A 23,774-nucleotide genomic window follows, 5' to 3' on the forward strand; every position below is an offset into this window, starting at 1 on the left:
CCGCGACGCACGCTTGTAGCTCCTGACTTGCCAGTCGTCCGGAACCCCGCGTTTATCGCCTGGTGCAAAGCATGGTTTGCCCGGTTTCGCTTGGCACCCTAGAATGCGCCGATGCGCGATGACCTCTCCCTTCTGCTTAATTCCCTCAACGATGCCCAACGCCAGGCCGTAGCTGCCTCCGTGGGTCGTCAGTTGGTCCTGGCCGGCGCTGGTTCCGGCAAAACCCGTGTGCTGGTGCACCGCATCGCCTGGTTGATCCAGGTCGAGCAAGCCTCGCCCCACTCCATCCTGTCGGTGACGTTCACCAACAAGGCGGCTGCGGAGATGCGCCATCGCATCGAGCAGCTGATGGGGATCAACCCGGCGGGCATGTGGGTCGGCACCTTCCACGGCCTGGCGCACCGCCTGCTGCGGGCGCACTGGCAGGAAGCCGGGCTGGCGCAGACGTTCCAGATTCTGGACAGCGATGATCAGACCCGACTGGTCAAGCGGGTGATCCGCGAGCTGGGTCTGGACGAGCAGCGCTGGCCGGTCAAACAGGCCCAGTGGTTTATCAATGGCCAGAAAGACGAGGGCCTGCGCCCGAAACACATTCAGGCCAGCGGCGATCTGTTCCTGGCAACCATGAAGTCGATCTACGAAGCCTACGAAGTCGCCTGCCAGCGCGCCGGGGTCATCGACTTTTCCGAATTGCTGCTGCGCGCCCTCGACCTGTGGCGCGACAATCCCGGCCTGCTCGCCCACTACCAGCGGCGCTTCCGCCACGTGCTGGTGGACGAATTCCAGGACACCAACGCCGTGCAGTACGCCTGGTTGCGCCTGCTCGCCCAGGGGGGCGACAGCCTGATGGTGGTGGGCGATGACGACCAGTCGATCTACGGCTGGCGCGGCGCGAAAATCGAGAATATTCACCAGTATTCCGATGATTTTCCTGACACCGAAGTCATCCGCCTGGAACAGAACTATCGCTCCACCGCCAGCATCCTCAAGGCGGCCAACGGCCTGATCATCAATAACAGCGGCCGTCTGGGCAAAGAGCTGTGGACGGATGTCGGCGATGGCGAGCTGATCAATCTGTATGCCGCCTTCAACGAACACGATGAAGCCCGCTATGTGGTGGAAACCATTGAAAGCGCGCTCAAGACCGGTCTGGCGCGCAGCGACATCGCGATTCTCTACCGCTCCAACGCCCAGTCGCGGGTGCTTGAAGAAGCGTTGCTGCGCGAGCGGATTCCGTATCGCATTTATGGCGGCCAGCGCTTCTTCGAACGCGCCGAAATCAAGAACGCCATGGCCTACCTGCGTTTGCTGGAAGGCCGTGGCAACGATGCGGCCCTTGAGCGGGTGATCAACGTGCCAGCGCGCGGCATCGGCGAAAAAACCGTCGAAGCCATTCGTCAGCATGCGCGCCACGCCGATGTGTCCATGTGGGAAGCCACGCGCCAGCTGATCGCCAATAAAGGCCTGACCGGGCGTGCTGCCGGCGCCTTGGGCCTGTTCGTCGAGCTGATCGAGAATCTCGCGGCCAAGGTCATGGACATGCCGCTGCACCTGATGACGCAAACCGTCATCGAGCAGTCCGGCCTGATCAACTATCACAAGGAAGAGAAAGGCGAAAAAGGCCAGGCTCGGGTAGAAAACCTTGAGGAACTGGTCAGCGCCGCACGCAACTTCGAGAGCGCTGAAGAGGACGCGGAGCTGACGCCACTGGCGGCGTTCCTGGGTCATGCGTCGCTGGAGTCGGGCGACACCCAGGCTGAAGAACACGAAGACAGCATTCAGTTGATGACTTTGCACAGTGCCAAAGGCCTGGAATTCCCTTACGTGTTCCTGGTGGGCATGGAAGAGGGCCTGTTCCCGCACAAGATGAGCCTGGAAGAACCGGGCCGTCTTGAAGAAGAGCGTCGTCTGGCTTATGTCGGCATCACCCGCGCCATGCAACAGCTGGTGATGACTTACGCCGAAACCCGCCGTTTGTATGGCAGTGAAACCTACAACAAGGTCTCGCGTTTCGTACGTGAGATTCCGCCATTGCTGATTCAGGAAGTGCGCCTGTCCAATAGCGTCAGTCGGCCTTTTGGTGGTACGCAAAAGGTCAGCACCAGCAGCCTGTTCAACGGCCATGGAATCCCGGAAACCGCGTTCAGCCTGGGCCAGCGCGTGCAGCACGCCGTGTTTGGCGAAGGCGTGATCCTCAACTTCGAAGGCGCCGGCGCCCAGGCGCGGGTGCAGGTGAACTTCGAGGAAGGCAGCAAGTGGCTGATGATGGGGTATGCGAAGCTGGAAGCGATTTGAACAGGTTGCGAAGACCCGTAGGACCGGCTTCAGCCGGTCCTACGGGTAATCGCAAGCCGCCTCAGCTTGAATGTCGCTCCAGTCATCGCCATATAGATGACTACGCCAAACGGCGGTGTCCTACAGAACTTTTACCGAAGCCCTACAGACCAACCTTTATAGGGTCTTCGGGCTCTTACGCAAAAGCCGGAAACATTTGGCCACTAGCTATACACCTATGCCCTATGCAATATGGCGCGCGTGCAATCCATAAAACGGGAATACCCTTATGCAACGTTTTCTAAGCATCGCTCTGGCGCTGTGCATCGGGCTCACCATGAGCCTTGACGCCAGTGCCGCGCGTTTCGGTGGCGGCAAGAGCATGGGCTCGGCGCCGACTCACCAAGCGCGCCAAACTGCTCCTGCCACCCCTGCCGCTGCGCCTAACGCCGCCGGTCGTCCTGCACCTGCTGCAAGCGGTGCTTCGCGCTGGCTCGGCCCGTTGGCCGGTATCGCTGCTGGCGGCCTGCTCGCCTCCATGTTCATGGGCGACGGCTTCCAGGGGATGCAAATCTTCGACATCCTGATCATGGCGGTCATTGCCTTCCTGATCTTCCGCTTCATCGCGGCCCGTCGTCGCAAGCAACAAGGCCCGCAAATGGCCACTGCTGCCGGTCCGGCTGCGTTTCAGCGTGAAAGTGTTGAACAGCCTGCGCAGAACTCGATCTTCGGTGGCGGTTCTTCCGCAGCAGCCGCAGCGCCAGTGATCAACGCACCCGCATGGTTCAACGAAACCCGCTTCCTCGAAGCCGCTCGTAGCCACTTCCAGTCGCTGCAACAGCATTGGGATGCCAACGAGATGGACAAGATCTCCGAGTTCGTGACCCCGCAAATGCTGGAGTTCCTGAAAAAAGAACGTGCTGATCTGGGCGAAGGTTTCCAGTCGACGTTCATCGACAACCTGACCGTGCAACTCGACGGCCTGGATGATCGCGCAGACAAGACCATCGCGACCCTGACGTTCAGCGGCGTCTCCAAGACTTCGCGCTTTGACCAGGGCGAAGTGTTCAGCGAAAGCTGGAACATGGAACGCCCTCAAGGCGACAATCAGCCTTGGCTGGTTGCCGGTATCCGCCAGAACGGCTGATCCGCTGCGTCATGAAAGCTGCATCCAGAACCCCGGACTTGTCCGGGGTTTTGTCTTATCCGTTCGAATAGTTATTTTGAGAAAGGCTTTAGGCTACTGTATAACCCGCGCCATCAGTTTAGAGGAGCCAGGCCGTGGAAGAAGTCATTGAACAATTACGTGAAGCGAACGAACCAGTCCCGGTTCCGCTTGAATTGCCCGACGAAGACCAGCTGGTAGAAGTCGAGGAACAGCTGTTCATCAACATCCCGTTCGTCTTCAAGGAGTTTCTGTTGACGGTCAGCGATGTGGTGTACGGCAGCCTTGAGCCGGTGACGATCACCGATCCGCAATCGCACACGTACTTGCCCGAAGTTGCCGCGAACGCGTGGGACATCGGCGTGCCACGCGAGCTGATCCCGATCTGTCAGGATGGCGAAGATTACTACTGCGTCGAAGAGGACGGCACTGTAGTGCTGTGGTCCGGCGAAGAAGAGCTGGTCACCGAAGAAAGCTGGGAGTCGGTCTGGCACTGGGCGCGGGACGTCTGGCTGGAAAGCTGATTCCCCGTCAGTCGGGAGCCGGCCGAGCCAGGGCAATCCTAATGCTCGGACGGTTCCTGATGATTACCCAGGGTTTCCAGCAACGCGATCTGCATCCGCGTATGCACGCGGATGAACCAACGCCAGGCGACGGCGGCAACAATCGCCGCGATGACTGCGATCAACATCAGCAGTTCGCTGGTCGGCAGAATGCTCGCCGACAAGGCCGCCAACAGCAGGAAAATCACCAGTAACGACAACAACGGGATCACCTCGGCGATCACCTTGCGCACCCGCGCCGTGTGGCGGCCGGCCATCTCCGGCTTGACGCCCATTTCCGCCAGCAGCATCGACAGCGCCTTGAGCTTGCGATACGCGGCGATCAGGAACGGCAGCGACAGCAACAAGGCTGCGCCGCAAATCCAGGCTTTCTGCAGGCTCTCATCGGCGATCCATTCGCTCATGTAGCCACCGATGCGCTCGGCGAAGTAACCGCCGCTGAAGAAAATCGCCATGACCAATGCCAGATTGATCCCGACTTGCAGCAGGATCTTGCGGATCATCGACGCCAGCAACGCGCCTTCACCTTGTGGCTGAATACTGCGCAGCCATTCGCCATACATACCGAACACCCGAGCCATGCGCTGCGGCACGATCCCGGCCAGCTTGTGCGACAGCGGATCTGCGCCGCGAATCAGATAAGGCGTCAGCAGCGTGGTAATCGCCGACACCGCCACCGCGACCGGATAAAGGAAGTCACTGGTGACCTGCAAGGTCATGCCCAAGGCGGCGATGATGAAGGAAAATTCGCCAATCTGCGAAAGCCCCATCCCGACCCGCAGTGAGGTTTTGCCGTCATTGCCTGCGATAAACGCACCAAGCCCGCAGGAAATCATTTTGCCCAGCACCACAGCGACAGTGATTACAGCGATGGGCCAGGCGTAATCCAGCAGGATCAGCGGATCGATCATCAAACCAATGGCGACGAAGAATATTGCACTGAACATGTCGCGAATCGGTTCGATCAGGCGTTCTATTTTCAGCAACTGTCGGGATTCAGCCATGATCGCCCCGATCAGGAACGCGCCGAGAACCATGCTGTATTCCAGCTTGACCACCAGCAGGCAGAAGCCAAAGCACAGGCCCAGAACAGTGATCAACAGCATTTCGTTGCTTTCGAATTTAGCGACGTAGGCCAGCAATCGCGGCACCAGCAGAATGCCGATGACCAACGCGACGATCATGAACAGCGACAGTTTGCCGACTGTGGAAAAGACCTCTCCGGAGCTGACCGTGCCGCTCACCGCAATCCCCGACAGCAGCGCGATGATGCCAATACCCAGAATGTCTTCGACGATGAGCACGCCGAAAATCAGCTGGGCAAAGTGCTGGTTTTTCATCTTCAGGTCATTGAGCGCCTTGACGATGATGGTGGTCGAGGAAATCGCCAGGATCGCGCCGAGGAACAGCGAATCCATGGAATTCCAGCCGAAGAACTGGCCGATTTCGTAGCCGATCCAGATCATCAGGGTTATTTCGAGGAATGCGGCGATAAACGCCGTGGCACCGACCTTGAACAGCTTGCGCAGGCTGAATTCGAGGCCCAGACAGAACATCAGGAAGATCACCCCCAGCTCGGCGAGGGTCTTGATGGTCTGCTCGTCATGGATGAGCCCGACCGGCGGCGTGTGCGGGCCGATGATGAATCCGGCGACGATATACCCAAGGACCACCGGCTGCTTCAGGCGATGAAAGACGATCGTCACGACGCCGGCCACCAGCATGATCACTGCCAAATCCTGAATAAAACTGATGGCATGCATGGTTCCGGCTCCTTGATTAATACACAGCGCAAGCCCGCTAATGCCAGGCAGTTACGCTGAAAATGCTGATGAATATGTAGGAATTAACCCGCTCCACGGGCTTTTGCAGGTTAACACCGCACATTCATTGCGAAAGCCGGTGCAATATATGGAAACAGATCGCCTTCAACGCGTGACGGCCCTGAGCCAGCAAGCGTCCCGATAACTGTTCTTTGTTGATCAGCTCTTTGTTGACTGACAGCCCGAAAGCACCGCCATAAGGTGCACACCTCTGAACCCGCCTTGATCGTGAGAACGCTATGGAACCCGGAAACGCCCAGCTGTCGATGACTGTATTGATGACCCCGGACATGGCCAATTTCTCTGGCAACGTGCACGGCGGCACCCTTCTGAAATACCTCGACGAAGTCGCCTACGCCTGCGCCAGCCGCTATGCGGGCCGCTACGTCGTGACTTTGTCGGTGGATCAGGTGATTTTCCGCGAGCCGATTCATGTGGGCGAGCTGGTGACGTTCCTGGCGTCAGTCAACTACACCGGCAATACGTCGATGGAAGTCGGCATCAAAGTGGTGACGGAGAACATCCGCGAGCGCTCGGTGCGCCACACCAACAGCTGCTTCTTCACCATGGTCGCGGTGGACGACCAGCGCAAACCGGCCAGCGTTCCGCCGCTGGAACCGGAGAGCCTGGACGGCAAACGCCGCTACATCCAGGCCCAGCAGCGCCGGCAGATTCGTCAGGAGCTGGAAAAGCGCTACCAGGAAATCAAGGACGAAACGCTGTAAACCTTGGTAGCACCGGCTTTAGCCGGGAGAACGCTCTCCCGGCTAAAGCCGGTCCTACGCAGGTATTACAACCGCACCGCCTCGAACTTTACACGCGGATGCGCGATTCGGTCCTGGGCGCGCACCAGTTCCAGTTCGTAACTGCCGCAGGCCTGGGTTTCCAGCAGCACTTCATGAACCGCCGCTGCGGCGAATTCGAAAGCAGCCACCGGCGCGTCACCCAACAGGATGCGCGCCAGAAACAGCCCGGAGGTCAGATCGCCCACCCCCACTGGCTGGCGCGGAAAGGCCAGCAGCGGGCGGCGCAGGTGCCAACTGGCATCGGCAGTCACCAGCAACATCTCAAAGCCGTCAGCGGCCTTGCCGGGGTAATCCAGGTGTTTGACGACAATGGCTTTCGGCCCGCGCGCCAATAAAGCCCGGGCCATGCTCAGGCAATCGAGCAGCGATTCGGGCTTGCGGCCAGAGAAGCTGTCCAGTTCCAACTGGTTGGGGCACATGAAATCCGCCACCGCCGCCGCTTCCTCCAGGAGAAAGTCACTGACTTCGGCCGGCACGATGCACCCCTTCTCCGGGTGGCCCATCACCGGGTCGCACAGGTACAACGCCTTGGGGTTGGCCGCCTTGATCCGCGCCACACCAGTGAGAATCGCCCGGCCCTGCGCCGCGCTGCCCAGATAACCCGAAAGCACCGCATCGCAATTGCCCAGCTCGCCGATGGCCGCAATGCCGTCGATCAACGCGGGAATCTGCTGCGGCGCCAGCACTTCGCCAGTCCATTGCCCGTATTGCGTGTGATTGGAGAATTGCACCGTGTTGAGCGGCCAGACATTGACCCCGACGCGCTGCATCGGAAACACGGCAGCGCCGTTGCCAGCATGGCCGAATACAACATGGGACTGAATGGCGAGCAAATGGGGTGTACGTTTCATGACAAGATCCTGAACACGATGCAAATGCAGTAATAAGAAATTTAAGTCGCGCAGTATGGCTGGAAATCATTAGAGACGGTTAAGCTGGAGACTCTTCGTTGGAGCGCCCTTTTCATGCTGACCCTGGGAAACATGTTCGTCTTGATGCTGTTTGCAACCGGCGCTGCCTGGTTGTGGCATTCCCATGGCTTGCGCGAACGTGCGCTGGAGCGGGTCAAGCAACATTGCGCGCGGCTGGAACTGGAATTGCTGGACGGCAATGTCGCATTACGCCGTCTGACCTTCGCCCGCGATGCCCAAGGCCGCAAGCGCCTGGCGCGGGTCTACAACTTCGAGTTCACGGTAACGGGCGAGCATCGCCATCCCGGGACCATCACCATGTTTGGCGCCCACAGTGCGCAGATCGAGCTGGCGCCCTACCCGTTCGAAATCAAAACCCCGCCGCCATCAGCGCAAATCATTCAATTGAGTGAGTGGCGTCAGGAACACAACAAGTGGAAGCAGTAACGCACGAACGCGCTGTGGATAACTTGAGCTAGAGCAAGCACGTCGCTAACTGCGCCTGCAATCGGGCCTCGTCCTGAGCCTCGCTGAAGATCAACTCCAGGCGTGAATCCTTGCGCCATTCGCTGACGTTCCACTCAACCGCGGCGCCTTCCAGGCTATTGGCTGAAAACCAGCCAGCCGGGCTGTGGATAACCAGTTTCGCCCGCCGCCACGCCAGGTTTTCCAGCCACTGTTGAAGGCGAGTCAGGTCAAAGCGCTGACTGGGATGCCAGCGCCAGCCGATGCTCCAGCCTTCTGTCTGGCTTTGGCTAAGGCAGATTGGCCGGGATGGATCGCTCCAGATCGCCGGCATCTGGGCCACGCTGTTTGGCAGCTTATCCACAACGGAGTTATCCACAGCCCCAGGCTGATCAAGGCCGGGCAGCTCTGAAAGCGGTAGCGCGCCCTGTTCAGTCCAGAACATCGTTCGACTTGGCAATGCCTCGACGATGCGCTGGCGCTCGGTTTCACTCAATTGCGCGGATTTATTCAGCACCAGCAAACCCGTGTCCGCCATAGCGTCCTGCTGGCTGGGCGGCAGCGCCTGGCCTTTCGCCAATGACACCGAATCAAGCACCATCACGCTCGGCTGCACGTCCAGCACGCCTTGCCACGGCGCATCACGCAACTGCTTGAGCAATTGCGCCGGGTGGCCGAGACCGGAAGGCTCGATCAACAACCGATCCGGCCTGGATTTACGCAGCAAACGACCCAAGCCAATCTGGAATGGCGCGCCGTTCACACAGCAAAGGCAGCCACCAGCCACTTCGCCAAGTGAGATACCATCTGCGGCCGTGGCCAATAGCGCGGCATCCAGCCCGATCTGACCGAACTCATTGATCAGGATCGCCCAGCGTTCATGTGCCGGCTTTTGCGCCAGCAGATGTTTGATCAGGCTGGTTTTGCCGGCGCCCAGAGGGCCGCTGATGACGTGGGTCGGGATGTTTTGCAGCATGTGGTCGCTTCTGACGATGGCGAAATAACGAATTCGGGAAGGCAATAATGCGCGTGATCAAGCGGCCGTTGTGGCTGGCATTGATGCTGTTGGCGATGACATCGAATCAGGTCCTGGCCCAGGCGTGTCTGGTGCATACCCAGGCCGAGCGACTCGACGTGAAAGTCTGCCAGGAAAACCGCAACATTCCGGAAAAACTCTTCAAGGACGGCTTCTGCCAACCGCAGCTGGCGGGCCAGAAAGTCGACGTCACCTACTCGGAGCAATGCCCGGCGGGGGCTTTCGGCGTGTGCAGCAACGCGCAAGTCGCCAATATGCCCTATCGCGAGAACATTCACTATTACGGCGTCGCCAGCGATGCGCTGTACCTCAAGCCGTTTTGCGAAGGACAAAGTCAGGGGACGTGGTTGGTGCCGTAAGGACGCTGAATCACAGCGAGATTACCGTAGGACCGGCTTTAGCCGGGAAGGCGTCGGTTCAGTCAGAGAGATAGCCGGAGCCTGTCCCGGCCTCTTCGCGGGCAAGCCTCGCTCCAACGAGCATTTCAATCCAGCCAATCCAGGCTCAACAACAAACGACGCCCGTCCTTGCGCGGTTGGGGCGAGCGGTGGATCAGGCCGAAGCCTTCATTGCCGATCCAGCGTTCGCCTTTGAGCAGTGCGACGTCGCCGCTGTTGATCTGCTGAACTTTCAGCACATCCTGCGGCTCGGCTTCCGGTCTGCCCAATTGGGTGCGATCCATCGTGCCTTCTTTCAGCCATTGGCTGCCGATCCCGGCGTAGGTCGTGATCAGCCGCACCGGAACGTGATCGACGTGAAAGCGCGGGCACATCGCCTTGTCCAAGACCCGCAGGCGCAGACCAATGCACTTGGCGCCCAGCAGGCATGCGTAAGCGCTGACCAGCCACGACACATCGGCGATAAACCCGGAATAGCCTTCGAGATCCGCATAGGCTGATGCCAGGCCGCGCAGGTCAGGCTCGGCGTCTTCATCGGGCATTTGCAGGGTCATGGATTCGGCCAGAGGTTCGCCCAGCGACAGCAGCAACTGGCCGAAGTCCTCAATGTGCGCGGGCAATTGGCGCTGCCAGATCGCCAGATTGACGTCCTCTTCCAGGATTTTTCCGAGGATCTCCGGTTTGTCGGCCTGAACCTGGCGCACCAGCGGACGCCATTTCAACGCAGGTGCCAGCATCAGGCGGCCTCCTCGTCATGCCAAGGGCCGAATGGGTCCGGCAGCTCACCCCAGCCTTCGATTCCGAGCGCCATTTCCGCGTCGGTCAGCAAGCAATTGTCCAACTCGGCCGTAAGCTGGGCGAAGTCGATGTTCTGGCCGATAAAGACCAATTCCTGACGGCAGTCGCCGGTTTGCGAACTCCAGGTCTGCATGATCGCCGCGTTGCTTTCCTTGTCTTCCGGCCATTGCACAGCAGGCACAAAGCGCCACCAGCGACCGGCGAAGCCATGACGCATCAAGCCGCCAGCCTGAGACCAGCTTCCGGCGTCCTTGGGCTTGCTGGCCAGCCAGAAAAACCCCTTGGAGCGCAGCAGTTTGCCGTTGGTCCATTCACGATCAATGAAGCTGAAGAACCGCTCCGGATGGAACGGCCGACGGGCGCGATAAGCCGTGGACGCGATGCCGTATTCTTCGGTTTCCGGCACATGCTCGCCGCGCAGCTCTTTAAGCCAGCCCGGCGCCAGGGACGCGCGCTCGAAATCGAAGCGACCGGTGTTGAGGATTTTCGCCAGTGGCACCTCGCCCATGACCATGGCGATGATTTCTGCCTGGGCATTGAGGCGCTGCAAAATCGCTATCAACTCCTGGCGCTCACTGGAGCTGATCAAATCGATCTTGCTGATCAGGATCACGTCGGCGAATTCGATCTGCTCGATCAGCAAGTCGGTGATTGAGCGTTCGTCATCCTCGCCCAGGGTTTGCCCGCGACTCGCCAGGCTTTCGGCGGCCTGATAATCGAGCAGGAAATTGACCCCGTCGACCACCGTGACCATGGTGTCCAGCCGCGCCATATCCGCCAGGCTCTTGCCCGCCTCGTCGCGGAAGGTAAAGGTTTCCGCAACGGGTAATGGCTCGGAAATACCGGTGGATTCGATCAACAGATAATCGAAACGCCCGTCCTGCGCGAGCCGGCTAACCTCTTCCAGCAAATCCTCGCGCAAGGTGCAGCAAATGCAGCCGTTGCTCATCTCGATCAGTTTTTCTTCGGCACGGTTCAGGCTGACATCACGCTGAACTTCGCTGCCATCAATGTTGATCTCGCTCATATCGTTGACGATCACCGCCACGCGGAGATTTTCACGATTGCGCAGCACGTAGTTGAGCAAGGTGCTTTTGCCCGCACCCAGAAAGCCGGATAACACAGTGACGGGAAGACGATTTGGCATGGGGATTCTCATCGGCGGCGAGGGACAGGTCGCAAGACTTGAATGTTATAGTATAACAATGCAGATACGCCAATCTTTCGCTGAAAAAGCACATTACGCCTCGCTATCCGTAGGACCGGCTTCAGCCTGGAGGGCGCAAGGCCTGACGACGCAATTGCGGCAAATGCACCGGCCTCCTCCCTGCTAAAGCCGGCCCTACGGGTTGTGTGATGAGGATCAAGCCGCTATCTAAACCTGCCCCGCTTTCTGCGCCTGCTGCCACTCCACATACGAATTAGTCGGCGGATTGCGTTGGAAATAGCGCTGCAGCCCCTCGAACAATCCGTCAGCCACAGCCTGTTGATGGCGCGCGGTGACCAGGCGCTGGCTATCGCGCACGTTGGAGATAAACCCGGTTTCCACCAGAATCGACGGCACATCCGGCGACTTGAGCACCGCAAACCCGGCCTGTTCCACGCGTTTCTGGTGCAGCGTGGTGATGTCCGCCAGACTGCCGAGAATGGTATTGCCCAGTTGCAGGCTGGCGGCGATGGTGGCATTCATCGACATGTCGAGAATCACCCCGGCGAGCATCGGGTCTTTGTCCTTGAGATTCAGCAGACTGGTAGCGCCCAGCAAATCCGCACCGTTTTCCCGCTGCGCCATGAAACGCGCCGTGGCCGACGTCGCGCCGCCCTCCGACAACGCATATACCGACGCGCCGGACGCGGTGATCCGCGGCGCGGCGTCGGCGTGGATCGAGATAAAAATGTCGGCGTTGTATTTGTGCGCAACATCCACGCGTTTGCGCAGCGGCACGAAGAAGTCGTCGTTGCGCACCAGACGCACGTCGAAACCCTTCTCGCGCTTGATTCGCTTGGCCAACAGCTGGGCAATGGACAGCACCACGTCTTTTTCCCGCTCGCCTTTTGCGCCCACCGCGCCGGGATCTTTACCGCCGTGACCAGGATCAATCACCACCATGACATCGCGTTTCGGATGGGCCTTGTCGAGCAACGGCGATGGCTGCGGCGCGGGTGGCTGCGCGCCCACCGCCGCCAGTTGCACGGGCGTATGCAGCGCGGCACCAAGGTCCAGAACCAGGCGATGGCCCTGGCTGCCTTCCGGTCCCAGCAGAAAACTGTTGAGCTGCACCGGCGCGGTCAGATCCAGCACGATGCGCGTGTCGTCACCCTGGCCGTAATGGCCGGAGCGAATCGACTTGATCGGCGTATTGGCCAAGGCCAGCTGGCTGAAATCACCGGTAAGCCGCGCGCCGCTTATGTCGATGATCAGGCGGTCCGGCGCCTCAAGGGCGAATGTCTTGTATTGCACCGGTCCGCTTAGATCCAGCACCAGGCGCAGCTTGTCATCGGTCCGCCACAAACGCGCATTGCGAATCTGCGTGGCATAAACCCCCAAAGGCAAAACCAGCGCAGCGCTGGCCAATAACAGATTGAGCAAAATTTGGCGTCGGTGCATGGCATGGCTCACTAAAGGTGCAGAGCATCCCAGCCCAAAAAAGTAATCGTCGATCTAACTGTAATAATATAACATGATGTTTTAGCCCCCAGGCGGCCCCTTTCATGAATGTTGCGACACTTCCGGATATTGCCGCCCAGGCTTCAAGACAAGCTCTGCCACTGGATTGGGTCGGCATGTGCGGCATTGCGCTTCCTATCCTCATGGACGGCAAACGCCTGAGCGCCAAGGCGGATGTGGGCGTGAGCCTCGATGACGGCGCTGCTCGCGGCATTCATATGTCCCGGCTGTATCTGGCGCTTGAAACGCTGGAGAACGAAGAGCTTACACCCGCCTCCGTGCAACGACTGCTTGAGCGTTTTTTGCAGAGCCATGAAGGGCTTTCAAACAATGCCTATCTGAATATTCACGTGGAACCACTGCTGAAGCGGCCAGCGCTGGTCAGTGCCTTGGCGGGCTGGAAAGCCTATCCAATCAGCATCTTCGCCAGCCTGAAAAACGGAATGTTCCACGTGGAACTAAAAATTGACGTGAATTATTCCTCGACCTGTCCTTGCTCGGCAGCGTTGGCGCGTCAGCTGATTCAGCAGCAGTTCGTTGAGGACTTCCCCGGCAAACAGCTTGAATCAGCTGCCGTACTGGAATGGCTGGGCAGTACCGAAGGGATAGTTGCGACGCCGCACAGCCAGCGCAGCACCGCGCAGATTCACGTGCAACTTAATGAATTTGTTGATGAATTTCCGACGCTGCAGTTAATTGATCAAGCAGAGGCAGCGCTGGGAACAGCCGTGCAGACTGCAGTCAAGCGCGCGGACGAGCAGGCGTTTGCCTTGGCGAATGGGCAGAACCTGATGTTCTGCGAAGACGCAGCGCGACGGCTGCATCGGACCTTCAAGCGCAATCCCGCGCTAAAAGGGTTTGCCCTGAAGGTCATCCACGCCGAGAGCCTGCATGCTCACGACGCAGTGGCGCAAAGCTCCTGGAATGGGTTCAGGGCATAGCACTCAAGTCCGTGGCTTGACCGCCCCACACTGCTGGCCCAGCCAGACCGCACGGGTATCCATGCTGCCGTTTTGCTGTTGGCCGGTGGCGTTGAACGTGCCAATCACCTTGGTAGTGAACTCACGGTCACTGAGAAACTGCGCTTGCCCGGTGCCTTGCGCTTTCGGGCAGCTGAACTTGAAATTCCAGTTGTTGCCATTGCGCGCCGTCACTTGCTGATTGCAGCCCGATTTAGGGTCGGTCAGCGGGATGTCGTCGGATTTGACCTGGGCTTGAGTCAAACAAAACCGCACGCCTTTGCCACCCAACGTGACGCCTTGTTTTTCCATCATGCGTTCCATCATCGCGCGCTGTTCAGGCGGCAGATTTTGCAGCTGACCGAGCATCAATTGCAGATCCGGCAGCGGCTGCCCGTCGACCAGCATATTGCTGGAAGTCAGCTCCCAGAGCCCCGGTTGCAGCATTTGGGCTTGCGCCAGTGGCGCCGCCAGACAACAGATCAACGCCAACATGGGTTTGTTCATTTGTGAATCCTTGTTTCAAACGATTGATAGAGAAGACGGCCCAACACAGACTGCGAACAATGAGGCTTAGACGACAGATCCGCCAGCCAGTTGCACGGCGAATAAAATAGCGACATTCATCACAGCCTGTGGTCTGTTAATGGGCAAATGGCCCGGAGCAAGATTGCGCATGGATTATCACAGCCCGTATTTTTTCGGCTATGTCCTTGGATTCATCCATCTAGTGGGAATTGGTGCAGCCATTCATGCACTGCTGACGGTCCGCACCGCACAAGGCGCCATTGCCTGGGCCATGCCGCTGTTGTTCATCCCTTACGTCGCGTTGATTCCCTACCTGGTGTTTGGTCGCAGTTCGTTCGACGCCTACATCAAGGCGCGACGCCAGGCCAACGAAGAAATGCGCAGCGCGATCAGCGACCTCAACTGGCGGCCCTGGATTGAAGAGGCCGTGGCAGCGCGCCGCTCGCAAGCGTATGCCTCCCTGCGCGCCATGCCCAAGTTGGGGCGCATGCCGGCCTTGGCCAACAACGAGGTGAAGCTGCTGATCAATGGCGACGCAACCTTCGACGCGATCTTCACTGCCATCGGCCAGGCAAAAGACACCGTGCTGATTCAGTTCTTCATCATTCATGACGACGAACTGGGCCGCCGATTGCAGAATCTGTTGCTGGAAAAAGCCGCTCAAGGCGTGGCGATCTATGTGCTCTACGACCGCATCGGCAGTCATGCATTGCCCGGCAGTTATAGCGAAAAATTGCGGGCAGGCGGTGTGCAGATCAAAGCCTTCGCGACGCGCAGCGGTTGGTTGAACCGTTTCCAGATCAACTTCCGCAATCATCGCAAGATCGTCGTGGTCGACGGCCAATGCGGCTTTGTTGGTGGGCATAACGTTGGTGACGAATACCTGGGGCTCAAGCCGCCGCTCGCGCCGTGGCGTGACACACATGTGCAAGTGATTGGTCCGGTGGTCGCGTGCTTGCAGGAATCGTTCGCCGAGGACTGGTTCTGGGCCACGCGGGAATTGCCGCCGCTGAGCCTTCCCGAGTCGTACCCGGAAGACGGCGTATTGTGTCAGTTACTCGCCAGCGGTCCGGCTGACGCTCAGGAAACCTGCTCGCTGTTCTTCGTCGAAGCCATTCAATCGGCGACGGAACGGGTGTGGATCACCAGCCCCTATTTCATTCCGGACGAAGCGGTGTCGGCGGCACTGCGTCTGGCCGTGTTGCGTGGCGTGGATGTGCGGCTGTTGTTGCCGTCGCGCCCCGATCACTACATCGTGTACCTCGCCTCAAGCCTGTTTGCATTCGAGGCGGTGCGCGCAGGCGTTCGGGTATTTCGTTACTTGCCTGGGTTCCTGCACCAGAAAGTGGTGCTGGTGGACAACGAGATCAGCGCCATTGGCAGCGCCAACCTGGACAACCGTTCGTTCCGGCTGAATTTCGAACTCATGCTGCTGACCGTAGACAGCGACTTCGCCAGTGAAGTGGAGCACATGCTCAACGACGACTTCGCCCAGGCCCATGAAATCTCCATTCAGGAAAGCCGTGAAACCCACCACCTGCAACAGCTGGGCATGCGCATCGCACGGTTGATTTCGCCGATTTTGTAGACACTACAAACCCTGTAGGACCGGATTCATCCGGGAAGAGGACGGTACATTCAACACATAGGTGTCGACTGCAAAACCGTCTTCCCGGTTAAATCCGGTCCCACATACTTAACCCGGCTCAGAAAACCGTCTACCGATAAATATCCTCCCGCGTCCAGGGCAGTTCGTGCCTGCCATCGGTATACGGTTTAACCGCCAGGATCTGATGCAGGTTGATCCAGCCGCGGGTGAACGCGTAGGAGCACCCGGCCAGATACAGCCGCCAGATCCGCAAGGTTTGCTCGGGGACCAGCGCGGCGGCGCGCTCAAGGTTGGACTCCAGTCGCGAGCTCCAGTGGGCGAGCGTCTTGGCATAGTGCAGGCGCAGGCTTTCCACATCCACCACTTCCAGGCCCGCCTCGCTGATGTGGGCGCTGATTTGCGCCACATGCGGCAACTCGCCATTGGGGAACACGTAGCGGCCGATGAACTCACCCGCGCCCCGCCCGACCGGACGGCCGTCGGTATGCTTGGCGGTGATCCCGTGATTCATCACCAACCCGCCTTCGCGCACTGCACCAAACAGCCGTTGCGTGTACAACTCAAGGTTGGCGTGGCCGACATGCTCGAACATGCCGACGCTGACGACTTTATCGAAGCGACCGTCCTGGGGCAGGTCGCGGTAATCGAGCAATTGCAGATCCACCTTGTCCTGCAAGCCTTCGGCTTTGACGCGCTCGCGTCCCAGCGCCAGTTGCTCGCGGCTCAAGGTGATGCCGAACACCTTCACGCCGTACTCGCGCGCGGCGAAACGCGCCAGCCCGCCCCAGCCGCAACCGACATCCAGCAGGTACTCGCCAGGCTTGAGCCGCAGCTTGCGGCACAGGTGATGAAACTTGTCTTGCTGCGCCTGCTCCAGCGTTTCGTCGCCGGTCTTGAAATAGGCGCAGGAATAGACCATCTCCTGGTCCAGCCACAGCTGGTAAAAATCATTGGAGAGGTCGTAGTGATAGGAGATCGACGCGGCATCGGTGGCTTTGTCATGTTGAGTCGACGAGTGGAATTCGCCGTCTTCATCGTCAAGCAGCGCTTGGCTGAGTTCGTCGCAGACCCTGACCACTTCGCTGATCGAGCCTTCCATCTCCAGCCGGCCTTCGACGAATGCGCTGCCGAGCAGGTCGAGGCTTGGATGGGTGAATTCGGAAACCAGCCGGGGATCCTTGACGACGATGGTCACGCTGGGCGCGGGTCCCAGATCCAGCTCATGGCCGTCCCAGAGCTTGAGACGCAGCGGTAAATGAAGATTCTGTAAGGCCGGTGGAAGTTGCGCGAGCATTTGAGTTAACCCCCTGATCCAGAAACTCGAAAAGGGTAGTCCAATCCCAGCCCGACTTAACGGGCTGAAAGGCTATAGGCTTTATAGCAAAACTATAAAAATCGACTTCCGGGAACGGCCTTGTGCCCACTGATACGAGCCCACATTGCAGCCTTGTATTGAACACCCTTACCTTGAATGACCCCTAATTTGTAACAGAGTTCTTCAAAGCTCAAGCGAATTTTTATACTTAGCCCACTGCTCTAGCTCAAGCCTTTGCGCGAACACAACGGTTTTTCAGGCCTGTGGCGTTGTATCCAACTTTAGTAGTGGCTCCTGAAAACGCAACAATCTGCCCGCGTTGCCCAGCACCAGCAGCGTGCTCAGATTGTGCAGAATGGCGGCAACCATCGCCCCGGCCGCGCCCAACAGACCAAAGGCTGCGAAGGCCACGATGGCCAGCGTCCAGCCCAAGCCGATGATCACGTTGACCTGCAGGGTTCGCCGACACTGGCGGCTCAAGCGCACGCAAGTGCCCAGGCGGCGCAAGTCGCTGCCGATCAGCACGATGTCCGCCGACGCCAGCGCGATATCAGCACCACCCGCGCCCATCGCCACACCGACCACACCAGCTTTCAGGGCCAGCGAATCATTGATGCCGTCGCCCACCACCATAGGCCGGAAACCGCTGGCGATTTCGCCGCGTACGCGGGTGAGTTTGTCTTCCGGCAATGCCTGGGATTCCACATCAGCAATGCCGACTTCCAGCGCCAGGCTGTCGGCCACGGTTTTACGATCCCCGGTCAGCAGCAGTTGCCGGCCCATACCCAACTCCCGCAGCTCAGCCAAGGCAAAACGCGCTTCCGGCTTGAGGCTATCCGCCAGCAATAGCCAGGCGAGGAACACGCCGTCCATTGCCAGGCCAGCAATAGGTCCGTCGTGATTGGGCACGGCTGAGGTGGCGATGTTCAGCTGTTCGAACAGCTCGGGACGACCCAGCGCAGCTTCGCCGTGCTCGGTGAACGCGATCACGCCCAAGCCTTGCCGCTCACGAATATCGCTCAAGGCCAGCAGTTGATCCTTGCTCACCAGACCGGCCAGCGCGCGGCTGACCGGATGGCTGCTCGCCGAGCCGAGACTGGCGGCCAGCGGCAGCAAGTCCGAGCGCTCGAGGCCAACCGCCTGAATGGACTCCAGGCGCAGCGTGCCGAACGTCAGCGTGCCGGTTTTATCCACCACCAGCGAAGTCAGATCAGCCAGCTCTTCGAGAAAGGCCGAGCTGCGAATCAGAATCCCGTGACGCGCCGCCACGGCAATGCCGGCAATGGCTGTCGCCGGAGCCGACAGCACCAAAGCGCACGGACACGCCGCCACCAATACCGCCAACATGGCCTGGGCATTGTTGGTGATGAACCAGGTCACGGCGGCAATCAGCAGCACCAAAACCATGTAGCTGCCAGCGTAGCGTTCCAGCAGCCGGGTGATCGGCGGCTTGGAACGCTCGGCGCTTTGCATCAGCGCAATCACTTTGCCCAGCGTCGATTCATTGCCGATGCGCGTCACTTCGATGCGCAGCAAGCCGTCGAGATTGATCGCGCCACCGAACACCTCAATACCCGCCCTCGCCTCCAGCGGCACCGACTCACCGGTGATCGGCGCGGTGTCGAGACTGGCCTGCCCGGAAATCACCAGGCCGTCGGCGGGCACACGATCCCCGGCACGGACTTCCACGTGATCCCCCGCCACCAGCGTCGAGTTATCCACCTCGCGAATGCTGCCGTCGGCGTCGATCAGACGCGCATGGCTGCGGGTCAAACGCCCCAGGGCCTGAATCGCTTCCTGGGAGCCAATCACGCTGCGCTCTTCCAGCACATGGCCGAAGATCATGATGATCGGCAGCAAGGCAGCGGTCATCAAATCGCCGGTTGCCCACGCGCCCAACATCGCCAGCGCGATCAGTTGATCGGTGATGCCGTGCAGGCTCGGATGCCGCAAGCTGTGCCATCCGGCGCTGACCACCGGAATCGCCACCAGCAACGAGGCCGCCCCCAGCAGCAATTGACTGACGCCGGTTTGTTCCGGCGCGACAAATCGCCAGACCAACCCGAGCCCGAGCAAGCCCAAGGCGAGCATCGCCAACGTCAGTTGCCGGGCCGCGCTGCGTTGCTCCGCGCCGCTGAGCATGCTGCCCGCCGGTTGCGGCGCGGCATGCTTGTGATCGTGAGCGGCTTCGCCAGTCATTTTTCTGCTCCCTGAATAATCAGGCGGGAATCGTCTTTGGGATCAACCGTGGTCACGGAACCGGCCTGACCGAGAATCTTCGGCACCCGTTCGCGATAGATGCGTTGCAGCAAACCGGGGTCGCTCTGGTTTTGAATTGACTGCGCGAGGCTGGTCACCGTGGCGGTGTCGGTCTGGGCCTTGGCCAGGCGTTCCGAGGCCTGCGCATGGGCGACTTGCAGCGTGCGGTCAGCTTGTTGATTGGCCGACTGATTGAGCTTTTCCGCATCGTTGCGCGCGTTGGCGACGGCTTGATCTGCAAGCTGGCTGGCAGTCAGCACCGCGTTGAAGGCATTGACCGCCGCTGTCGGCAGGCTTGATTGCACATCGACCCGCGCCACCTCGATGCCGATGCCCACACCTGTAGCGTTGAGTTCAGCCAGACGCTGATTGATGCCGCGCACCAGATCGCCGCGCAACCGCTCCCGGCGCTCGGCGGCCTTGCTGTCTGCAGTCACCAGCTCGGGCCGGGCAACCAGAATCGTGTCCAGATCCCGCGCCGCAGTCAGCGCCACGGCACTGCGATTAACCAGGCGATCCAGCGCCGGCAACACGTGATCACCTTGCAGCACGAAGGCGTAAGGGTCGGTCACCTTGTAGTACACCGTAACGTCCAGCTGTACGACGCCAGCGTCACCGGTCAGCAGAAAACCGGAACCGGCCAGCGCATCGCTCATCGGCGCGGCAAAACTCGCGACTCGGTCAGCTTGCACCGCCTGGAATGAACGCAGCAGGGTTTCCACCCGACGTTCAATCACTCGATCCGCCGAAGGCAGTAACACCACTTGCTCAAAAGGCTGCGGCCACGCAGTCAGCAAACCGGCGTTCTGGATGCGCTCCAGGGCGCCGAGCCGCAACACCACCGCGCGATTCTGCGGATCGATCTGCCGCACGTTGGACAACGCCCAGCCCAGCGCGGCCAGCAAAGTCACGGCGTACAAGGCAATGAATGCCAGACGACTGGCTTGCAGCCAAGGGCTGTTCACTGGCGGCCGTTCGACCTGTTCACTCATGGTTCCTGACTCGCTCACGGCTGCGATCCGCTCTTGTTATCCAGCGTCGGCGGGCCGTCGACCAGCACCCGGAACGGCGCCGCGTCGGTGCGCAGAATCAACTTGGTGCCCGGCGTGACGATGGTGCCCAGCGTGTCCAGCGAACGCAGCAGGTTGTAGAGCTGTGGCGAACCGGCGTAGGCGCGGCCGTAGATCTGCGCGGCCTCGACCCGGGATTGCGCTTCGATATCGGCGGCCTTGACCGTCGCATCCGCCTCGACAATACGCGCGTCGCGTTCGGCGGCCGAGCGAATCTGCGCGGCTTCGCGCTTGCCCACGGCGGTGCGTTCAGTGGCGATGGTTTCGCGTTCGGCGCGCATCCGGTCAACCGTGGCGTTGAGGGTGACCGAAGGCAATGTCAGACGCTCGACGCCGACTTGCAGGACGCGCACGCCATAAGTCGTCAGCAACTGCTGATCGATCTGCTGGCGCAGCTGGTTTTCGAAATCGGCTATTCGCACCTGGCTGGCATCGGTATTGACCAGACTCGACAGATCGAAGCTGCTCGCCGTGGTTTCCAGCGCCGAGCCGACGAAAGTGCGGATCTGCCGGGCGGCTTCGTCCGGCTGGTTCTGCACGGCGCGCATGAAGCGTTGCACGTTGTCCGGATCGCCTTGCACCTGCCAGGCCACATACGCCTGAACGATAATGCGCAGGCCGTCGCGCGTACCGACGTCCTGCAGGCCGCTGGACGTGGTGCGCAGGCGCAGGTCAACGGGAATCGTCGCCTCGAACGGCGCCGGCCAGCGCCAGCTCAGGCCCGGCTCCAGCAGCACGCGGGACGGATTGCCAAAGCGCGTGATGACCGTGGCTTCGCCCGAGCGCACTTGCACCAGGCTGGCCGCAGCGACCGCGAAAGCAATCAACACCGCCGCCAATGCCGCGCGCCGCCAGGGGAACGCCGCAGGGCCAGCGCCTTCGCCATGGTGATGGCCGTGATGATGGCCGCTGTGATCGTGTCCGGCGTGATCGTGATGATCGTGGTTATGAAACAGACTCAAGGGTCGACTCCTTATTGAACGGCTTTACTCGGCGCCGTTGGGTCTGCCGGTAGAGTGAAAGTACGCAGGTCGATGGTCGGCGCATTGTTCGCGCCGCCCAGACGGTGATCGAGCACCAGCAATTTGGCGTGGGCCAGGCCCTGGCTGAGTTGGGTCAGATACTGTTCCAGCAGGAAGGCTTGCCCGGCCTTGGCGAAACCCTGACGCTCGGCGCTGAAGCGCAGATCCGCACCTTGCGCCGCAGCCATAACTTCCCGGGCATTGGCCGTGGCCTGATCGCGGGCAATGCTGGCATTGAGTTGCGCCACGTTGGCCTTGTCACTGGCCGCACCGCGCTCCCGGGAAATCAGCGCCTGGGCACTGATCTGCGCGGCTTGCACCGCGTGATAGGCATTGGCCGCGCCCGCTGGGGGATGGATGGCTTCGACCACTGTGGCGAGGATTTCCACGCCGCTGTCCAATTGCTTGAGATCAGCCTGCACCGCTTTGCCAATATCGTCGGCGAGCCCGGCGCGTTGTTCGCCGAGCAGTTCGTCGAGGGTTCGCGAGGCAAAGTCATGCACCAACACGCGGCTGGCGGTGCTGCGGATCAAGGTCGGCACATCGGCGGCGTTATAAGTTGCGGCCATGGCGGCTTGATCAGTCAGGCCGATGCGATAGACAAAACGCACGTCCATGTTGACGATCTGAAAGCCCTGCTTGGCCCCGGCACTGCTGGCGATCACCTGGGATTTCTCGTTGATGTGGCTGGCGTCCCACAACCGATTGGCGGTCAGCGGCGGCGGACCTTCGGCGGGGTCTTGCACTTGTTCGAGGGCGCTGGAATCGGAGACGCTGGTCGCCAATTCATGCACCACGCCGTTTTCCACCGCGATCACCCGCCCGAACGGCCAAGGCAACCCGGCATGCAGGCCGGGGCCAAAAACCTCCACCGGCTTACCGAAACGCTCGTAGATGCCTCGGCCCTGCATAGGGATTTCATGCACCCCGCTGAGCACCCAACCCAGCGCCGTCACCAGCGCCAGCACCGGAAGAAAGGCGCGACGCATGTAGGTAAACGCCCAAATCTGCCGCAGATCGATGCCGAAACGATTGTGCAGTTCATGTTGCAAGGCCAACAGCGGTTGCGGCGGCCAGCGCAGCAGACCGGCGACGAAACTGCTGGCAGTCAGACGCGGCTCAAGCCGCTCATTACGCGGGCTGAATAACGACAGCGCAGCACGCAGCAGGAATTCAACGGCCACCAACCCAGGCAGCAGACCAATCAACACCGCCAGTCGCGCCGGCCAGACGCGGTCGGCACTGGAGAAAAACAGACACAGCGCGCCCACCAGCAACACCGCAATCACCACGCGGGTCAGCTGCGCCAGTTGCCCGGCTTCCGGCCATTCGGCGGCAAGCTCGGAGCTGAATTGGCGTTCAAGTACCAACAAGCCAAACGCCAGCAGCAAAATCGCGCCGCCCGCCAGATTGCCCAGTTGCGAGAGATTGCTGCCCGGCAGCGTCAGGTTCCAGATCAGCTGGATGCTGATCAACGCCAGCAACGCCCAGCCACCAAGCCACAACGTCGGTTTGCCGATCTGGGCGACCAGCGTCGTTCCGCTGCCGCTGATGCGCGCCAGCAGGCGTTCATACCAGCCGCTATCTTCCGCAGCGCCTTGCACAGTGATGAGGGGAGCAGCGCTGCCTAGCGCCCGCGCGCGCCACAAAGCGACGCCCTGTGCCGACTGCAACCCGGCCGCAAGCAGCAACAATGCAGCCGCGCCAGTGGTCAACACCGCCGTCCACAAGGAGTTGGGCGAAAACAGATCTACAAACAACGACAACACCAACCCGACGCCGCCCAAACCGGCGGCCAGCCACATCAGCCGCGAAAGCCGCGCCGCCTGCACCGCCGCTCTTTGAAACCTCGGCAAGCCATCCAGCCTGTCGTGCTCAACATCCAGATCAACCCGCATCACTACCCCAAAACTTGCTGAATGTTGCTGTGGTCAATAAAGGCGTTACGATATAACAGAAATGGTGAAATTTTTGTTTGGCTTTGATTCGTGAACATAGAGCAGTCGCGAGAACTAACCAGAACATTCCTACAAAATGTTCGGCCTGGCACCTACTTACACACCAGCCATCTAGACGCAAAGTTCTGCCTTTCCCCAGGCCAAGGA

Annotated in this window: 20 protein-coding genes; 8 read left to right on the forward strand and 12 right to left on the reverse strand. The window is 60.1% G+C overall.

Features of this window, described 5'->3' with window-relative positions; translation table 11 throughout:
* Positions 1-111 precede the first annotated feature (111 nt).
* The 3 genes from uvrD (at position 112) to CFII64_RS15010 (ending at position 3,963) form a co-directional block, all read left to right on the forward strand.
* Positions 112-2,295: a DNA helicase II gene (gene uvrD, locus CFII64_RS15000; RefSeq protein ID WP_020291643.1), complete on the forward strand. Its 2,184-nt coding sequence runs from the start codon at positions 112-114 to the stop codon at positions 2,293-2,295.
* Between the two features lie 268 nt (positions 2,296-2,563).
* Positions 2,564-3,421 (forward strand): Tim44 domain-containing protein, encoded by an 858-nt coding sequence (locus CFII64_RS15005; RefSeq protein ID WP_020291644.1) that lies wholly within the window; start codon positions 2,564-2,566, stop codon positions 3,419-3,421.
* A gap of 134 nt (positions 3,422-3,555) precedes the next feature.
* The gene (locus CFII64_RS15010) at positions 3,556-3,963 is read left to right on the forward strand and encodes an SMI1/KNR4 family protein (protein WP_020291645.1); all 408 of its coding nucleotides are present in this window, start codon (positions 3,556-3,558) and stop codon (positions 3,961-3,963) included.
* 38 nt (positions 3,964-4,001) lie between these two features.
* On the opposite strand, the gene CFII64_RS15015 is transcribed toward CFII64_RS15010, so the two are convergent.
* Positions 4,002-5,765, reverse strand: coding sequence for a cation:proton antiporter (locus CFII64_RS15015; protein WP_020291646.1), 1,764 nt, complete (start codon positions 5,763-5,765; stop codon positions 4,002-4,004).
* A gap of 299 nt (positions 5,766-6,064) precedes the next feature.
* On the opposite strand from CFII64_RS15015, the gene CFII64_RS15020 reads away from it, so the two are divergent.
* Complete coding sequence (locus CFII64_RS15020) at positions 6,065-6,550, forward strand: acyl-CoA thioesterase (protein ID WP_020291647.1); 486 nt, start codon at positions 6,065-6,067, stop codon at positions 6,548-6,550.
* A 65-nt stretch (positions 6,551-6,615) separates the two neighbouring features.
* Here the strand turns inward: CFII64_RS15020 and pdxY are convergent, their stop codons facing one another.
* A complete protein-coding gene (gene pdxY, locus CFII64_RS15025; RefSeq protein WP_020291648.1) occupies positions 6,616-7,482 on the reverse strand; it encodes a pyridoxal kinase PdxY in 867 nt (288 codons plus the stop codon).
* Positions 7,483-7,596: 114 nt separating this feature from the next.
* Between pdxY and CFII64_RS15030 the strand changes: the two genes are divergently transcribed.
* Positions 7,597-7,989 carry a DUF3301 domain-containing protein gene (locus CFII64_RS15030; RefSeq protein ID WP_020291649.1) on the forward strand — a complete coding sequence of 131 codons (393 nt, stop codon included), beginning with the start codon at positions 7,597-7,599 and terminating at the stop codon, positions 7,987-7,989.
* Between the two features lie 28 nt (positions 7,990-8,017).
* Here the strand turns inward: CFII64_RS15030 and CFII64_RS15035 are convergent, their stop codons facing one another.
* Positions 8,018-8,983 carry a GTP-binding protein gene (locus CFII64_RS15035; protein ID WP_020291650.1) on the reverse strand — a complete coding sequence of 322 codons (966 nt, stop codon included), beginning with the start codon at positions 8,981-8,983 and terminating at the stop codon, positions 8,018-8,020.
* A 47-nt stretch (positions 8,984-9,030) separates the two neighbouring features.
* On the opposite strand from CFII64_RS15035, the gene CFII64_RS15040 reads away from it, so the two are divergent.
* Positions 9,031-9,402, forward strand: coding sequence for a hypothetical protein (locus tag CFII64_RS15040; RefSeq protein WP_020291651.1), 372 nt, complete (start codon positions 9,031-9,033; stop codon positions 9,400-9,402).
* A gap of 125 nt (positions 9,403-9,527) precedes the next feature.
* On the opposite strand, the gene CFII64_RS15045 is transcribed toward CFII64_RS15040, so the two are convergent.
* The 3 genes from CFII64_RS15045 to CFII64_RS15055 all read right to left on the reverse strand — a co-directional run bounded on the left by CFII64_RS15045 (position 9,528) and on the right by CFII64_RS15055 (position 12,847).
* Entirely contained in the window at positions 9,528-10,178 is a 651-nt protein-coding gene (locus CFII64_RS15045) for a DUF1826 domain-containing protein (RefSeq protein ID WP_020291652.1), read from the reverse strand.
* Positions 10,178-11,386: a zinc metallochaperone GTPase ZigA gene (zigA, locus tag CFII64_RS15050; RefSeq protein ID WP_020291653.1), complete on the reverse strand. Its 1,209-nt coding sequence runs from the start codon at positions 11,384-11,386 to the stop codon at positions 10,178-10,180. The genes CFII64_RS15045 and zigA overlap by 1 nt, the downstream gene beginning before the upstream one ends.
* A gap of 228 nt (positions 11,387-11,614) precedes the next feature.
* Complete coding sequence (locus tag CFII64_RS15055; protein WP_020291654.1) at positions 11,615-12,847, reverse strand: N-acetylmuramoyl-L-alanine amidase; 1,233 nt, start codon at positions 12,845-12,847, stop codon at positions 11,615-11,617.
* Positions 12,848-12,951: 104 nt separating this feature from the next.
* Here CFII64_RS15055 and folE2 point away from each other — a divergent pair, with 104 nt between their 5' ends.
* Positions 12,952-13,848 carry a GTP cyclohydrolase FolE2 gene (gene folE2, locus CFII64_RS15060; protein WP_044901411.1) on the forward strand — a complete coding sequence of 299 codons (897 nt, stop codon included), beginning with the start codon at positions 12,952-12,954 and terminating at the stop codon, positions 13,846-13,848.
* Positions 13,849-13,851: 3 nt separating this feature from the next.
* Here the strand turns inward: folE2 and CFII64_RS15065 are convergent, their stop codons facing one another.
* Positions 13,852-14,373, reverse strand: coding sequence for a DUF3617 domain-containing protein (locus CFII64_RS15065; protein ID WP_020291656.1), 522 nt, complete (start codon positions 14,371-14,373; stop codon positions 13,852-13,854).
* A gap of 169 nt (positions 14,374-14,542) precedes the next feature.
* On the opposite strand from CFII64_RS15065, the gene cls reads away from it, so the two are divergent.
* The gene (gene cls / locus CFII64_RS15070; protein WP_020291657.1) at positions 14,543-15,982 is read left to right on the forward strand and encodes a cardiolipin synthase; all 1,440 of its coding nucleotides are present in this window, start codon (positions 14,543-14,545) and stop codon (positions 15,980-15,982) included.
* Between the two features lie 130 nt (positions 15,983-16,112).
* On the opposite strand, the gene cfaB is transcribed toward cls, so the two are convergent.
* The 5 genes from cfaB to hflK (CFII64_RS15095) all read right to left on the reverse strand — a co-directional run bounded on the left by cfaB (position 16,113) and on the right by hflK (CFII64_RS15095) (position 23,567).
* Complete coding sequence (gene cfaB / locus CFII64_RS15075; RefSeq protein WP_020291658.1) at positions 16,113-17,297, reverse strand: C17 cyclopropane fatty acid synthase CfaB; 1,185 nt, start codon at positions 17,295-17,297, stop codon at positions 16,113-16,115.
* Positions 17,298-17,573: 276 nt separating this feature from the next.
* Positions 17,574-19,517: a heavy metal translocating P-type ATPase gene (locus tag CFII64_RS15080; RefSeq protein WP_020291659.1), complete on the reverse strand. Its 1,944-nt coding sequence runs from the start codon at positions 19,515-19,517 to the stop codon at positions 17,574-17,576.
* A complete protein-coding gene (gene hflK, locus CFII64_RS15085; protein WP_020291660.1) occupies positions 19,514-20,569 on the reverse strand; it encodes a protease modulator HflK in 1,056 nt (351 codons plus the stop codon). Before hflK (CFII64_RS15085) ends, CFII64_RS15080 begins: the two co-directional genes overlap by 4 nt.
* 14 nt (positions 20,570-20,583) lie before the next feature.
* A complete protein-coding gene (hflC, locus tag CFII64_RS15090) occupies positions 20,584-21,609 on the reverse strand; it encodes a protease modulator HflC (protein WP_020291661.1) in 1,026 nt (341 codons plus the stop codon).
* 11 nt (positions 21,610-21,620) lie between these two features.
* Positions 21,621-23,567, reverse strand: a complete 1,947-nt coding sequence (hflK, locus tag CFII64_RS15095) for a protease modulator HflK (protein WP_044901412.1) — start codon at positions 23,565-23,567, stop codon at positions 21,621-21,623.
* Positions 23,568-23,774: the final 207 nt, after the last annotated feature.

Origin of the sequence: Pseudomonas sp. CFII64 (assembly GCF_000416235.1) — a bacterium.
GTDB lineage: Bacteria > Pseudomonadota > Gammaproteobacteria > Pseudomonadales > Pseudomonadaceae > Aquipseudomonas.

Bases quoted from the DNA above. Each gene is read 5' to 3' on its own strand.
- CFII64_RS15080 (WP_020291659.1), bottom strand. From the start codon at position 19,517: ATGACTGGCGAAGCCGCTCACGATCACAAGCATGCCGCGCCGCAACCG.
- folE2 (WP_044901411.1), top strand. From the start codon at position 12,952: ATGAATGTTGCGACACTTCCGGATATTGCCGCCCAGGCTTCAAGACAA.
- CFII64_RS15055 (WP_020291654.1), bottom strand. From the start codon at position 12,847: ATGCACCGACGCCAAATTTTGCTCAATCTGTTATTGGCCAGCGCTGCG.
- CFII64_RS15035 (WP_020291650.1), bottom strand. From the start codon at position 8,983: ATGCTGCAAAACATCCCGACCCACGTCATCAGCGGCCCTCTGGGCGCC.
- CFII64_RS15005 (WP_020291644.1), top strand. From the start codon at position 2,564: ATGCAACGTTTTCTAAGCATCGCTCTGGCGCTGTGCATCGGGCTCACC.
- CFII64_RS15015 (WP_020291646.1), bottom strand. From the start codon at position 5,765: ATGCATGCCATCAGTTTTATTCAGGATTTGGCAGTGATCATGCTGGTG.
- zigA (WP_020291653.1), bottom strand. From the start codon at position 11,386: ATGCCAAATCGTCTTCCCGTCACTGTGTTATCCGGCTTTCTGGGTGCG.
- CFII64_RS15020 (WP_020291647.1), top strand. From the start codon at position 6,065: ATGGAACCCGGAAACGCCCAGCTGTCGATGACTGTATTGATGACCCCG.
- uvrD (WP_020291643.1), top strand. From the start codon at position 112: ATGCGCGATGACCTCTCCCTTCTGCTTAATTCCCTCAACGATGCCCAA.
- cfaB (WP_020291658.1), bottom strand. From the start codon at position 17,297: ATGCTCGCGCAACTTCCACCGGCCTTACAGAATCTTCATTTACCGCTG.
- cls (WP_020291657.1), top strand. From the start codon at position 14,543: ATGGATTATCACAGCCCGTATTTTTTCGGCTATGTCCTTGGATTCATC.
- CFII64_RS15045 (WP_020291652.1), bottom strand. From the start codon at position 10,178: ATGCTGGCACCTGCGTTGAAATGGCGTCCGCTGGTGCGCCAGGTTCAG.
- CFII64_RS15040 (WP_020291651.1), top strand. From the start codon at position 9,031: ATGCGCGTGATCAAGCGGCCGTTGTGGCTGGCATTGATGCTGTTGGCG.
- hflK (WP_020291660.1), bottom strand. From the start codon at position 20,569: ATGAGTGAACAGGTCGAACGGCCGCCAGTGAACAGCCCTTGGCTGCAA.
- hflK (WP_044901412.1), bottom strand. From the start codon at position 23,567: ATGCGGGTTGATCTGGATGTTGAGCACGACAGGCTGGATGGCTTGCCG.
- pdxY (WP_020291648.1), bottom strand. From the start codon at position 7,482: ATGAAACGTACACCCCATTTGCTCGCCATTCAGTCCCATGTTGTATTC.
- CFII64_RS15065 (WP_020291656.1), bottom strand. From the start codon at position 14,373: ATGAACAAACCCATGTTGGCGTTGATCTGTTGTCTGGCGGCGCCACTG.
- CFII64_RS15030 (WP_020291649.1), top strand. From the start codon at position 7,597: ATGCTGACCCTGGGAAACATGTTCGTCTTGATGCTGTTTGCAACCGGC.